Below are 13,743 nucleotides of genomic sequence, written 5' to 3'. Positions count from 1 at the left end.
GGATAAAGGGCAGAACGGGCTTTAGTTGCGTACGCTGAAATGTGCTGTCCTAAATCCTTGGTGTCGAGCATCCTTTGGCGCTTAATATCCGATTCGTTGCGCCCCATGCTAGACCCATGATCAAACGTTGCAGCGAGATAGCTGTTGCCATCACTCGTACGAAGCACCGCCCAGTTTTGATCATGACGATCTTGGTTGGCGATCCAACAGTCAAACATCAGATACCCAATGAAAACATCTAAAGCATTGCGAATGCTATCAGTTCGCTGAAAACCATATGGAGCGCCCAGTATTTCTGCACTGGCCTTTAAGTATCCCACCACCCGCCGTAGCGTATGCTCCCTTCTACGATACAACTTAGCGTCCGTGTGACCATAGTCGGCAACATACGCTGACAGCAATTCATTCCCGTGGACCAGTCTGGCGCCTCCGGACACTAGCGAAACTCCCATGACCCCATTTCTTTTGCCAAATTGTGCCAACTCGTAGTGCGCGTGAGGGAGGCTCAGCAAGGTGGCAAGTTCACAGGCAATTTTTTCTGCCCAGTTTTCACCTGTTCCTGGTCGCCCCTCTTTGAACAAGGCAATGCCGTAGCTTCGGTCGTGATACCAAAACTTGAATTTTGTACCGAGCTGCTCAGTTTTCTCTGCGGCGTTTTCTGGTACTTGGACGATGTTGAACGACTGCAAATTTGGCGCCACAAGATCGGCGGAAAGTGAATTGTCTCGATCCTACCTAAAGATCGACGGATGATCGGTTTAATTGTCTTTCCCCAAGTTTGTTGACTGAACATCAGCTTTGATGCGGTTGCCCTGGGTGACTCGTCCGCAGCCCTGCGCAGGCATCCAGCGGCGAAAACTGAATGGCAGCTGGCCAATAGCGGAAATCCACTATCGGCCAAGTGTCAATTCCCCTGCATTGGGGCCGTTCAGCGGCCGCGTTCACGATCTTGTTTACGACTTTACAAATTGGCCCCTGAAAATCGCCTACCGGCAAACCCGCATGGATGCTAGAGCCGTGTTTACGACTTTAATTGCGCGGAACACCAAAGCGCACCGCCCTCCCATCATTCGACGGTCACGCTTTTTGCCAGGTTGCGCGGTTTGTCCACGTCCGTGCCGCGCGCGCAGGCCGTGTGATAGGCCAGCAACTGCAGCGGCACCACATGCAGCAGCGGGCTCAGGGCGCCGTAATGCTCGGGCATGCGGATGACGTGAACGCCTTCGCTGCTGACGATGCGGCTGTCGGCATCGGCCAGCACATAGAGCACGCCGCCGCGGGCGCGCACTTCCTGCATATTGCTTTTGAGCTTTTCCAGCAGGCTGTCGTTGGGCGCGACCGTGACCACCGGCATGGCGCTGGTAACCAGCGCCAGCGGGCCGTGCTTAAGCTCGCCGGCCGGGTAAGCCTCGGCATGAATATAGGTAATTTCCTTGAGCTTGAGCGCGCCTTCCAGCGCAATCGGGTAGTGCAGGCCGCGCCCCAAAAACAGGGCATTTTCCATTTTGGCAAAGTCTTCGGCCCAGCTGATGACCTGGGGTTCGAGCGCCAGCACGGCTTGCAGCGCAGCGGGCAAGTGGCGCATGGCTTTGAGGTGGCCGGCTTCCTCTTCCTCGCTCAGCCGGCCCTTGGCCTGGGCCAGCACCAGCGTCAGCAGGAACAGCCCCGCCAGCTGGGTGGTGAAGGCTTTGGTGGAGGCGACACCGATCTCGATGCCGGCGCGCGTGATGTAGGCGAGCTTGCATTCGCGCACCATGGCCGAGGTGGCAACGTTGCAAATCGTCAAGGTTTGCGTCATGCCCAGGCCTTGCGCGTGGCGCAGCGCGGCCAGCGTGTCGGCGGTCTCGCCGCTTTGGGTGATGGTGACGACCAGCGTTCTGGGGTTGGGCACCGAGGTGCGGTAGCGGTATTCGCTGGCCACTTCAACCTGGGTCGGGATCTGGGCAATGGATTCGAGCCAGTATTTGGCCGCGCAGCCGCTGTAGTAGCTGGTGCCGCAGGCCAGGATAAGCACCGAATCGATGTCCTGAAAAACACGGTAGGCACCATCACCAAACAGCTCGGGCACGATGCCTTTCACGCCTTCGAGCGTGTCGGCAATGGCGCGCGGCTGCTCGAAGATTTCCTTTTGCATGTAATGGCGGTAGGGGCCCAGCTCGGCCGCGCCGCTGTGGGCATGCACGGTCTTGACCTCGCGTTCGACACGTTTGTGATCGCGGTCAAACACCCAGTACTTGCCCAGCTGCAGATCGACCAGATCGCCTTCTTCGAGGTACACGATCTGGTCGGTCACGCCGGCCAGCGCCATGGCGTCACTGGCCAGAAAATTCTCCGAGTTGTCTTTGCCAACACCCAGAATCAACGGGGAGCCGGCGCGGGCGCCCACCACGCGGTGCGGCTCGTCCTTGCAGAACGCAGCGATGGCGTAGGCGCCATGCAGCTGGCTGACGGCGGCCTTGAGCGCTTCAAACAAGTCGCCGTCATACAGGCTGTCGACCAGGTGAACGATGACCTCGGTGTCGGTCTGGCTTTCAAACACATAGCCTTTGGCCTGCAGGGCCGCGCGCAGTTCGTCGTGGTTTTCAATGATGCCGTTGTGCACCAGCGCCACTTTGCCGGGGCGGGCTGCACTGTTGGCGCCCGGGCCGTGGCTGAAGTGCGGGTGCGCGTTGTGGATGGCGGGCGCGCCATGCGTGGCCCAGCGGGTGTGCGCAATGCCGGTGCCGCTTTCCAGGTGGTCGCTCGCGACCTGGGCTTGCAACTCGGCCACGCGCGAGGTGCTGCGCGCGCGCTTGAGCCCGTCGGCATAGACCGCCACACCGCAGGAGTCGTAGCCCCGGTATTCAAGCCGCTGCAGGCCCTGCACCAGGATGGGAACAATATTTCTTGTAGAAACCGCCGCAACAATACCGCACATAAGGCACTCCAGAAAAGACAATGCGCTGATGCTACGACTTAGCTGTTTTTTAATGTGATTGATTTATGAAGTTATTTGGAATTAAATTTCAATAATTTAAACAAATTGAATTTAAGTTCATTGACAATCCAAATATGGAACAAATCAACATAGATACCACTGACATCAAACTGCTGGAGGTCCTGCAAGATGACGCCTCGCTCAGCAACATGGACCTGGCAGAGCGCGTCCATGTGTCGCCGCCCACCTGTTTGCGGCGGGTCAAGCGACTGCGCGATGCCGGGCTGATTGAGCGCGAAATCGCCCTGCTCAGCCCCGACAAACTCGCCGCCGCGCTGGGGCATGGGCTGACGGCGCTGGTCGAGATCACCCTGGACCGGCAGGGGGCAGAGCAACTGGAGGCGTTTGAGGCGCGGGTGGTGCTGGATGACGCCGTGCAGCAGTGCTACCGCGTGTCGCCGGGGCCGGACTTTATCTTGCTGGTGCATGTGGCCGACATGCCGGCCTACCTGGCGCTGTCGCAGCGGCTGTTTACCAGCGATGCGAATGTGCGCAATGTGAAGGCTTTCTTCAGCACCAAGCGCGCAAAATTTAAGCCAAAAGTGCTTCTAGCCCAATAATTTCGGGGATATACAGCTATTTAATTAATAGCAAATTTGGTTTTTCGGGGTTTGGCTGGCCGGTCTCGCCTGCCGGCCAGCAAAACCAGCAAGAGTTAACACCACTATGAATTCAATAGCTACCAAAGCTCGAATCCATTGCGCCAAAGCCACATTTAACTAAAAACTCAACCTTTAGGCGGCTTAACCGGCCGCGACCAGTTGGAAATGTTCACCTGCTTGCCCCGCGCCACACTCAGACTCCCTGCCGGCACATCCTTGGTAATCGTCGAGCCGCCGCCCACCGTGCCGCCAGCGCCTATCGTCACCGGCGCCACCAGCACACAGTTGCTGCCGATGTGCACGTCGGCCTCGATCACCGTGCGGTGCTTGTTGGCGCCGTCGTAGTTGGCGGTGATGCTGCCGGCGCCATAGTTGACGCGCTCGCCCACCGTGGCGTCGCCCAGGTAGGCCAGGTGGTTGGCCTTGGCGCCCCTGGCCAGCGTGGAATTCTTGACCTCGACGAAATTGCCGATATGCACCTCGGCGCCCAGCACGGCACCCGGCCGCAGCCGGGCAAACGGGCCCACCAGCGCGCCCTCGCCGACCTGCACGCCGAGCTTTTCACCGTCGATGTGGGTAAACGGATGAATCACCGCGCCGGCGGCAATCACGCAGTTGGCAATCACGCAGTTGGCGCCCACGCGCACGCCATCGCCCAGGCTGACATGGCCTTCAAACAAGCAGTTCACGTCAATCTCGACATCCTGGCCGCAGGTCAGGGTGCCGCGCACATCAAAGCGCGCCGGGTCGGCCAGGCGAACGCCCTGCTCCATCAGGGCCGTGGCCTGGCGCAGCTGGAACACGCGCTCCAGTTCGGCCAGTTGCACCGGGCTGTTCACGCCGGCCACTTGGGGCGCGTCCAGGATCTGGTGCGCCACCACGGCCACGCCGTCCTCGACGGCAAACTTCACGATGTCGGTCAGGTAGTACTCGTTTTGCGCGTTCTGGTTGTCCAGCCGGGCCAGCCAGCGGCGCAGCAGGCGCGTCGGCACGGCCATGATGCCGCTGTAAATTTCATGGATGTCGCGCTGGGCGTCGCTGGCGTCCTTGTGCTCGACGATGGCGCGCACCTGGCTTGAGGCCTGCGGGCCGGCGCGAACAATGCGCCCGTAGCCCGTGGGGTCGGCCATGCTCAGCGTGAGCAGTGCCAGCCGCTGGCCGCCCGACTGCGCCAGCAGCGCCATCAGCGTGCCGGCCTGCGTCAGCGGCACGTCGCCCGACAACACCAGCGTGACGCCGTCATCCTGCAGCAGCGGCAGCGCCTGCTGCACCGCATGACCGGTGCCAAGCTGCGGCTCCTGGCGCGCAAATTTCAGGCTAAAACCGGCTGCAGCACCCGTCATTCCTGCGCAAGCTGCTTCCACTTCTGTAGCACCGTGGCCGGTGATCACGACCGCCTGGCGCGCCGATAACCGCGCTGCGCAGTCAATCACATGCGCCAGCAAGGCGCGGCCGCCCAATCGATGCAACACTTTGGGCAGCGCGCTTTTCATCCGCGTGCCTTTGCCTGCGGCCATGATGACGACATCGATTGGGATTGCCATGAGATTTCCTGTGAATTTATTAGGGGTGGGGCGCGCGCCTCCAGCCCCGGCCGGGCGAAAACGACATACCCGGATTATCGGCGTGCTGGTCGTACTGGCACTGACCCACGCCTGATGGCGGCATGTCGAATTGAAACCACCTACACCAGCGGCACTTGTCGGGGCGGTGTTTCGTAGTAGTCGGCGATGCGCTGCAGCGCCTTGGGATTGAGCAGGCGCAGCCGCCCGTTGTAGAGTTCGTGCAGGCCCAGCTGCTGCAGGCGCCTCAATGTTTTGTTGGTGTGCACCAGCGACAGCCCCAGCGCGTCAGCGATGTGTTGCTGATTGAGCGGAAAGTCGATGGCGCCGCCCTCGGCCAGGCCGATGCGCTCCAGCCTGCGGTACAGGTGCATCAGCAACACGGCCACGCGCTCGGTCGCGTTGCGCCGGCCAGCGGTCAGCAGGTTGTCGTCGACCATGCCTTCTGCGCGCGCCGAAAGCCAGGTGATGTCGTAACCGAGGCCGGGATATTCACGAAACAGCTTCCAGAGCCCTTCGCGCGGGAACACGCACAGGGCAACATCGGTCACGGCCTCAATGCCGTGCATGGCGCCGTCCGAGAACTCCTGCTGCAGGCCGATAAAGTCGCCAGGCAGCAAGAAATTCAGGATCTGCCGGCGGCCGTCGCTCAAGGTCTTGTAGCGAAAGGCCCAGCCCGAATACAGCGTGAAGAGTTTGCCGCTGGACTTTTGCTCGTAAATGATGGTGCCGCCCGCAGGCACCGATGACGTGCCGCTGCGAAAGGCCTCAATGAAATCAAGCTCGTCTGGTTTGACCGGCGTGAAAGCGCTTGTCTGGCGCAAGCGGCAACCCGAACAGCGCGGCGGACAGGTCCCGGGGGTAATGACAGGGTTATTCATAAATGGCAAGTTTCAGGCACGCAACACTGTGTCTTTTCACATTGCCCGACTCGCTATGGCCCACTACATTTGCCCGCAATGATGAATAAAACAGCCCGATTGTACGAAGTCCTCTACGTCAGCACCCTGGCGCCCGATGCCCCCATTAGCGTGGTGGCGGCCATTGCCGGGAAAGCGCGCCCGGCCAATCAGGAGCGGGACATCACGGGCCTGCTGATCTTTGATGGCATGCGCTTTTGCCAGCAACTGGAGGGCGGCCAGAAGGGGGTTCTGGCGCTGCTGGAGCGCATTCGCCACGACGCGCGCCACATCAACGTCGAAATCCTGCACCATGGCCCCCTTGCCGAACGAAGGTTCAAGCACTTCAGCCTGGGCTACACCTCGGCGGACAGCGAAGATGCGCTGGAGCAGCTTGAACGACTGGACGGCCAGTTGGCCGTCGACGCTTTCGTGGCGCTGCTTCCTACCGTCGACTGGGATTCCTGAGCCCCCGCGGCGCAGACCCCAAGGGTGCGTCAACCCTGCAGCGCGCGCCACATTTCCTGGTCACGCTCGGCGGTCCAGATGCGCGGGTTCTTGATGCCGCGGGCCTCGTCAAAAGCGCGGCTCACGTCAAACGGCAGGCAGTGCTCGTAAATGAACACCTGGCCAAAAACAGGGTCCATGCTTTTGCGGGCATGCGCCATCGCTGCCTTCAGGTCCATGCCGGCCGCAGCGGCCTCCTTGCCTGCCGTGTAGAGGGTTTCGACCCAGCGCCTGGTGTAGTCCAGCGCCTTGTTCACATTGGCGGCACCTTTCATGGCCTCGCCGCGACCGGGCACGATGGCCTCAGCCTTCAGGGCGCGCAAGGCTTCCAGCGTGGCGGGCCATTCTTCGAGCTGGGCGTCGCCGGTGTACACGCCGGCTTCGTATTCCACCAGGTCGCCCGAGAACAGCACTTTTTCTTCCTCGACCCACGCAATCGTGTCGCCGCGCGTATGGCCTGCGCCCGGGTGCCAGATCTGCACCTTCACGCCGCCCAGGTCCACCGTGAGCGAGCCTTGCCGGCCCGGCTTTCCGTCGCCCACCACCAGCGTCGGCCAAGTCAGGCCCGGCACGCTTTCGGCGTTGCGAAACAGGCGCGGAAAGCGCTCCATCTCGCTTTGCATGTCCTGGGCGCCGCGCTCGACGATCAGCTCGTACGTGCCCTGGCTGGCGATGACTTCGGTCGCGCCTTCCGCCAGGTAGGCGCTGGCGCCCAGCACGCGCACGGCGTGGTAGTGGGTCAGCAGCACGTACTTGATGGGCTTGTCGCTCACCGTGCGAATGCGTGCAATCAGGTCCTGCGCCATGGCGGGCGTGGCCGTAGCGTCGCTCACCAGGATGAATTTGTCGCCTATGACCACGCCCGAATTCGGGTCGCCCTCGGCGGTATAGGCCCAGCAATGCGCACTGAGCTGCTCAAAGGTGATGGTCTTGTCCGTCAGGTCGGACTGCGAAGCGAAGGCTTTGGTGGCGGCTTGGGTCATGGAGGTTTCCTGGTGATGGCGCCCGCCGGAATCTGTACACCGCACAGACTGGGGCGATTCGGCTTTCATTTTACTTAACCGTAATCAGTTACGCATGGTTAAACCGATTGCCAATAGCCAAAGATCCAGCGGACTCGCCAAAAAACAGCATCCCCACCGGCCAGTTCACCAGCGAAATGCGCCGAGCCAGGTTACAGCGCTCAGCTCCAGATGCGCATCGGCCGCCAGGGTCAGCACGCCGTACCCGACCGAGGGGTCCTGCAAGGCTTCAAACTGGCTGGCCACCAGGCTGGGCGGGTAGAAGTGTGTTGCCAGCGACGCAGAACCACGAAGCGATTGGCGATACGCACGAGCCCGACACGCTGGACAAGGTCGGCTGAAAACAAGCGGTTAACGGACGGGCGCGGCAAGTGGCGGCGGCGCATGCCGCTTGAGCAGCCGGCCAGCGCGCGCTTGCACACGGGCTTCACCGGGCTCTGCGACGTCGGAGCCAACTGCGGCATAAGCCAGCGCGCCGTTGACGAAGACTTTTTCAATGCCCTCGGACAGCGCAACCGGTTTCTCGTAGGTAGCAACATCGCGGACCCTGGCCGGGTCCAGCACCACCACGTCAGCGTGCCAGCCCACCTGCAACTGTCCGCGCTGGTGCAGCCGGAAATTGCGGGCCGACAAGCCCGTCATCTTGTAGATGGCTGTCTCAAGCGAAAAAAGTTGCTGCTCGCGCCAGTAGCGCGCCAGCACGCGCGGAAATGCGCCCCACAGCCGCGGATGCGGATGCTGGTCGTGCGGCAAACCGTCCGAGCCGATCATGCTCAAGGGGTGGGCAATGACGCGTTTCACGTCATCTTCGTGCATCTGGAAATAGCAGGCGCCACCGGGCTGCAGCCGGCGGCAGACGGTTTTCTGGTCAACGCCCCACTCGGCCGCAATCGAGGCCAGTGTGCGGCCCGTCATTTCAGGATGCGGCGTGGACCAGCTCACGAGCACATCGATCACGCCATCGACGAGATCCTCACGCAGCACGGTGGAACCCGCCACGTAGGGGTAGACGTCCATGGCCACAGGCTGGCGGCTGGCAAGCGACTCGATCAGCGGCAGGGTTTCCTGCGTGCGCCCCCAGTTGGCCGGGCCGGCACATTTGTGGTGCGAAATAATCAGCGGAACGCCAGCGCGAAAGGCCGTGTCGCCGGCCTCATGCAGCGCTTCAATGATGGCTTGCATCTCGCTACGCAGATGGGTGGCATAGACCCCGCCGAAGCGCGAAACCACCTGGGCCAGCCGCACCACTTCTTCGGCAGGCGCAGCAAAAGCCTGTTCATAAAAAAGGCCCGAAGACAGGCCGGCCGCACCGCCCTCCATACAGCGCGCGAGCAGCGCACACATGGCGTCGAGCTCGCTGGCGCTGGCCGCGCGACTCAGGTCATCCATACAGGCAAAGCGCAGCGTGGTGTGGCCAATCAACACGGCCACATTGACCGCGGGCTGCGCGGCGGCCACGGCGCGCTCATAACTCTGCACGGAATCAAACTGGAATGAATCGGCGCCGAGCAGATTCAGCGGCGGCTCGGGCTTCTCCACCACAAAAGGCGCCAGCGAAATGCCGCAGTTGCCGGTGATGACGGTGGTGATGCCCTGCGACACCTTGGGCAGCATGTCGGGGTGCTTGAGCACAATCGCATCGTCGTGCGTGTGAACATCGATGAAGCCCGGGGTAATGGCCAGGCCGGTGCAATCGATGCAGCTCACTGCTTCAAGCCTCAGGCCCTCAGGCAACTGGTGGCGTAGCGCCTTGCCCACCGCCGCAACCCGGTCGCCCTCCAGCAGCACATCGCCGATCCAGCCGGGGGCGCCTGTACCGTCAATCACCAGACCGTTTTCAAGCAGGGTAGCGCGTGTCATTTGAGTTGGCTTTCGTTAACGGCTGCGACAGTGCCCCAATCGAGCTTGGGGTAGTGCCGCATGTCCACCCCGCGCGTGCTGAGCACGTCGCGCACGCCACCCAGGCGCTTGACGGCCAGATCCCCCAGCCGCTGCGCGACCAGCACCGTGACGATTTCAATCACGGTGAGGTGTACCAAGTAGGCCTCGGTGCCCACATGCATGACCGGGTCTTCCGGCACATGGATGCCCAGCACGATGTCGGCGTGCTCGGCCAGCACGGTTCCCTGCTGGGTCAGGGCAATCACCGTGGCGCCTTGTGAGCGGGCTACGTCCACCGCTTCGATCAGCGAGGGCATGCCGCCCACATGCGAAATGGCAAACACCACACCCTGCGGGCCCATGGTGGCCGCCGACACCAGTTGCAAATGAATATCCAGATAAGCATTGGAAACCAGCCCCAGCCGAAACAGCCGGGCCTGCATGTCGGACGCCATGAAGCTGGAGGTCACGCCCACGCTGTAGCAGTCCACGCGGCTGGCACGAACGATGGCGTCAGCCGCCTGCTCGACCGCCGCCACACTGAGTTGCGCCTGCACGCCGTTGACCGCAGTGGCAGCGCCCTTGATGACTTTGGAGATGACTTCCTGCGTACCGTCATGGAGCTGCACCCGGCGATGCAGGGGCGAGCCGCTAACAGCCATTTCCTGCGCCAGCGCCAGCTTGAACTCGCGCAGACCAGGGTAACCCAAGTTGCGGCAGGTGCGCATGACAGTAGGCACCGAACTGCCCGCCCGCTGCGCCAGCTGCTCAAAACTTTCATCCAGCACACGCTGGGGGTCCTGCAGGATCAGTGCCAGCACATTGCGCCTGGAGGTCGGCGCGTTCGCCATGGTTTCGGCAATTTTGGCAAGCACTTTTGAAGTCATGAATGGGAATGAATCAGGCGGGTGGTAATAAAGGCTGGACGGGCGTCAGAAACAGGTCACGAGGGCATCGCACACCCGGTAGTTTTCATCCACCACCGGCATCCAGCGCCATTTGTCAAACGTGGTGCAGGGGTGCGAAATACCCAGCGCCACCAGATCGCCGACCTGCAGCGCCGCATGCTCGGGACCGGCACCACGCAAATAGGCATGCTGGTCGTTCAGGCCGCTGATCTTCCAGTCGGCGGGCGCATCCGTGATGGCCGCGCCACCGGGCTTGCAAAAAGTGAGCGGGACAGGCAAATCCAGATCGTAGGAAATGTCGCGCTTGCCCACGGCGAGGATCACCAGACCGGGCTCGGGGCAGGACTGCACAGAGGCCCAGACCTCCATCGCCGCCTGCAAGCCGCCGCTGCAGTGCAGGCGCGAATTGACCGCATTGACCATGCGTTTGTAAAACCCGTGGTCGTGCGTCACGTAGCACCCTGATCGCAAGATGCCGCGCACAGGCCGGGAGAGTTCGGGCTTGAGCCGGTTTGCCACCAGGTCGAAAATCGCCGAGCCGCCGGCGCTGACCAGCACCTCTTCGTTGTCAAAAAAATTCTGCTGATCACACACGACGGCAATGTCACACACGCGCTGCATCAGCGCCGCGGCATAGGTCTCGTCCGCCGCTGATTGCCCGGTCGCGCCCAGGCCTTCATAGCACTCGATGCCGACCAGGCGGCATGCCGGGCTGTCATGGAGGCGGCGCGCCAGCGTCACGGCATCGTGCTGATTGCGGCAGCCGGTACGGCCACCATCGACACCGATTTCCAGCAAGACCTCAAAAGGACGCACCTGTACCTGGGGCTCTTTGGGTGACAGGTACCAGGCTTCGATCAGCGCCAGCTGCGCCACAGAATCCACCAGGAAGGCAATTCGCAGCCCGTCGTATTCGCGCTGCATGTCCTGAATGCCGGCCAAATCCACTGCGGCGAACACCTGGTTGGCAATCATGCAGCGGCGCGCACCCACCGACACCCCGGCGCGTACCTGGGCCACGGTGGCAAAGGTCAGGCCCCAGGCGCCCTCGTCGAGCTGTCGCTTGAGCAACTGGGGCGACATGGTGGTTTTTCCGTGCGGGGCCATATCAAGGCCATGATCGGCAGCAAAGCGCTGCATCCACGACAGGTTGTGCTGCAGCGCCTGCTGCTTGACGAGCGCCAACGGCAGCGGCAAATCACCGCCCAGCACGCGCCAGTTCTGGGCGGCAATCTGCGAGCGGCGCAAGGGCGGGCTGGTGTGCGGAAAGCCCTTGAAAGAGTGGTCAATCTGCGGGTCGAGGATGTCTTGCAAAGTGGTCATGGCTGGTTCTTCTTTATTCAGTTCTATGTCGTTGCCACCCGCGCGATGTCATCGCGGATGCAGGCCTTGAAACGGCCCTGCCCCATGTCCCGCAACTCGGGACGGGTGCTGGCGCAGGCGTCGATCACATGGGGGCAGCGGGTACGAAACACGCAACCGGAAGGCGGGTTGACGGGGCTGGGAATGTCGCCGGTGAGCGCAATGCGTTCACTTTTTTGCTCAGGGTCGGGCTTGGGCGAGGCGGCCAGCAGGGCCTGGCTGTAGGGGTGCAGAGGCCGGGCAAACAGCTCGGCCGTGGGCGCCACTTCCATCACGCGGCCCAGGTACAGCACCACCACCCGGTCGCACAGGTATTCCACCACGTCCAGGTCGTGCGAGATGAACAGCATGGTCAGCGACAGGCGGTCGCGCAGGTCGCACAGCAGGTTGACCACCTGCGCCTGAATCGACACGTCCAGCGCGGACAAAGGCTCGTCAGCCACGATGAATTCGGGCTCAACCGCGAGGGCTCGGGCCACGCCAATGCGCTGGCGCTGGCCGCCGGAAAATTCATGCGGATAGCGGCTGGCATGCTCGGCGCGCAGGCCGACCAGCTCGAGCAACTCGGCGATACGCGCGTCACGGGCTTTTTGGCCCTTGGCAAGACCATGCACCTGCAAGGCCTCGCCCAGAATGTCCTTCACGCGCATTTTCGGATTCAGGCTGGCGTAGGGGTCCTGAAAAATCATCTGCAGCTTGCTGCGCAGGGCGCGCATGCGGGAACTTGATGCCGACCCGAGGTCTTCGCCCCGGTACAACACCTGGCCCGAGGTGCTCTCAATCAGCCGCAGCAGCGTGCGGCCAATGGTGCTTTTGCCAGACCCCGATTCCCCGACCAGCCCCAGCGTTTCACCAGGCTGGATGGAAAAAGACACATCATCTACCGCACGCACCGGCTTGGCAGGCGCGCCAAAGTAGCGGCGCAGGTTCTTGACTTCAATCAGTGGCGCGCTCATGCGGTCTCCGTCACAACAAGGGCAGCTTCAGACACCAGAATGCAGCGCGCGGCACGCTGCGGTCCGGCACTTTCCAATGCCGGCATGGCTTCCTTGCATGCCGCCAGGGCATGGTCGCAGCGCGGTTCAAACGCACAGCCTGGCGGCGGCGCCAGCGGGCTGGAGACCTGGCCGCGAATGGCATACAGGCGGCGCTTGCCGCGCGTTTCTCCGTTGGCCAGCTCGCGCTTGCGCTGCTGTGCCGGCAGACAGGCCAGCAGGCCCTGCGTGTAGGGGTGCTGGGGCGAGGCAAACAGCGCCCTCACAGGGGCCGACTCGACAATGCGTCCCGCATACATCACCGCCACATCATCGGCGTGGTGGGCCACCACGCCCAGGTTGTGCGTGATGAAAAGGATGCTCATGCCAGTCTCAGTCTGCAGGCGGCGCATCAGCTCCAGAATCTGCGCCTGGATGGTCACATCCAGCGCGGTGGTGGGTTCGTCGGCAATCAGCAAGGTCGGGTTGCAGGCCATGGCCAGCGCAATCATCACGCGCTGGCGCATGCCGCCCGACAGCTGGTGCGGGTATTCATGCAGGCGCTGCGCGGCAGCCGGTATCTCCACCAGTTCAAGCATGCGCAGGGCGTGGGCCAGGGCCGCCGTGCGGTCCAGCCCCAAGTGCAGGCGCACCGACTCGGCAATCTGTTCGCCCACCGTAAAAACGGGGTTCAGGCTGGTCATGGGCTCCTGAAAAATCATGGCGATTTCATTGCCCCGTATGCGGCGCATGGCGGGCTCGGGCAGCGCCAGCAAGTCCAGCGTTTCACCGGCGCGGTTGGTAAACAGGGCCTGGCCGCTGACCTGGGTGGAGTCGGTGCGGGACAGCAGTCGCATCAGGCTCAAGCTGGTCACCGACTTGCCCGAGCCGGACTCGCCCACCAGCGCGGTGGTTTTGCCGGGACGGATGCTGAAGCTGACATCGGCCACCGAGCGGATCAGTCCTTCATCGGTGTCAAAGAAAGTGCTCAGGTTGCGGACATCGAGCCGCAAGGGATCAGGAGAAGTCAGGGACGGTTTCATGGGTGG

At 62.3% G+C, this 13,743-nt stretch carries 12 protein-coding genes; 2 read left to right on the top strand and 10 right to left on the bottom strand.

The genetic code is table 11. The annotated features are described in order from the left end of the window. Nucleotides 1–689, bottom strand: a 689-nt coding sequence (locus Q8K05_RS12825) for a hypothetical protein (protein ID WP_370868843.1), incomplete at its 3' end; no start/stop codon positions are given. 377 nt (nt 690–1,066) lie between these two features. After that, nucleotides 1,067–2,917 carry a glutamine--fructose-6-phosphate transaminase (isomerizing) gene (gene glmS, locus Q8K05_RS12820; RefSeq protein WP_305246979.1) on the bottom strand — a complete coding sequence of 617 codons (1,851 nt, stop codon included), beginning with the start codon at nt 2,915–2,917 and terminating at the stop codon, nt 1,067–1,069. Between the two features lie 134 nt (nt 2,918–3,051). Here glmS and Q8K05_RS12815 point away from each other — a divergent pair, with 134 nt between their 5' ends. Then, complete coding sequence (locus Q8K05_RS12815) at nt 3,052–3,537, top strand: Lrp/AsnC family transcriptional regulator (RefSeq protein WP_305246978.1); 486 nt, start codon at nt 3,052–3,054, stop codon at nt 3,535–3,537. A gap of 167 nt (nt 3,538–3,704) precedes the next feature. Here the strand turns inward: Q8K05_RS12815 and glmU are convergent, their stop codons facing one another. Beyond that, nucleotides 3,705–5,123, bottom strand: a complete 1,419-nt coding sequence (glmU, locus tag Q8K05_RS12810) for a bifunctional UDP-N-acetylglucosamine diphosphorylase/glucosamine-1-phosphate N-acetyltransferase GlmU (protein WP_305246977.1) — start codon at nt 5,121–5,123, stop codon at nt 3,705–3,707. Between the two features lie 140 nt (nt 5,124–5,263). Next, on the bottom strand, nt 5,264–6,022 hold the full coding sequence (locus Q8K05_RS12805) for a Crp/Fnr family transcriptional regulator (protein ID WP_305246976.1): 759 nt from the start codon (nt 6,020–6,022) through the stop codon (nt 5,264–5,266). Between the two features lie 81 nt (nt 6,023–6,103). Between Q8K05_RS12805 and Q8K05_RS12800 the strand changes: the two genes are divergently transcribed. After that, entirely contained in the window at nt 6,104–6,508 is a 405-nt protein-coding gene (locus Q8K05_RS12800) for a BLUF domain-containing protein (protein WP_305246982.1), read from the top strand. Between the two features lie 29 nt (nt 6,509–6,537). On the opposite strand, the gene Q8K05_RS12795 is transcribed toward Q8K05_RS12800, so the two are convergent. The 6 genes from Q8K05_RS12795 to Q8K05_RS12770 all read right to left on the bottom strand — a co-directional run bounded on the left by Q8K05_RS12795 (nt 6,538) and on the right by Q8K05_RS12770 (nt 13,737). Next, a complete protein-coding gene (locus Q8K05_RS12795; RefSeq protein WP_305246975.1) occupies nt 6,538–7,530 on the bottom strand; it encodes an MBL fold metallo-hydrolase in 993 nt (330 codons plus the stop codon). Between the two features lie 390 nt (nt 7,531–7,920). Then, entirely contained in the window at nt 7,921–9,429 is a 1,509-nt protein-coding gene (locus Q8K05_RS12790) for an amidohydrolase family protein (RefSeq protein ID WP_305246974.1), read from the bottom strand. Further along, nucleotides 9,426–10,337 (bottom strand): MurR/RpiR family transcriptional regulator, encoded by a 912-nt coding sequence (locus tag Q8K05_RS12785; protein ID WP_305246973.1) that lies wholly within the window; start codon nt 10,335–10,337, stop codon nt 9,426–9,428. Before Q8K05_RS12785 ends, Q8K05_RS12790 begins: the two co-directional genes overlap by 4 nt. 45 nt (nt 10,338–10,382) lie before the next feature. Continuing rightward, nucleotides 10,383–11,681: an amino acid deaminase gene (locus tag Q8K05_RS12780; protein ID WP_305246972.1), complete on the bottom strand. Its 1,299-nt coding sequence runs from the start codon at nt 11,679–11,681 to the stop codon at nt 10,383–10,385. A gap of 23 nt (nt 11,682–11,704) precedes the next feature. Then, nucleotides 11,705–12,676, bottom strand: coding sequence for an ABC transporter ATP-binding protein (locus tag Q8K05_RS12775; RefSeq protein WP_305246971.1), 972 nt, complete (start codon nt 12,674–12,676; stop codon nt 11,705–11,707). Next, complete coding sequence (locus tag Q8K05_RS12770) at nt 12,673–13,737, bottom strand: ABC transporter ATP-binding protein (RefSeq protein WP_305246970.1); 1,065 nt, start codon at nt 13,735–13,737, stop codon at nt 12,673–12,675. Before Q8K05_RS12770 ends, Q8K05_RS12775 begins: the two co-directional genes overlap by 4 nt. Between the last annotated feature and the right edge of the window lie 6 nt (nt 13,738–13,743).

It is taken from the genome of Polaromonas sp. (assembly GCF_030682935.1).
Classification (GTDB): Bacteria; Pseudomonadota; Gammaproteobacteria; order Burkholderiales; family Burkholderiaceae_C; genus Polaromonas.
The sequence above is the reverse complement of the archived record's forward strand: the minus strand, read 5'-3'. Positions and strand labels throughout refer to the sequence as shown.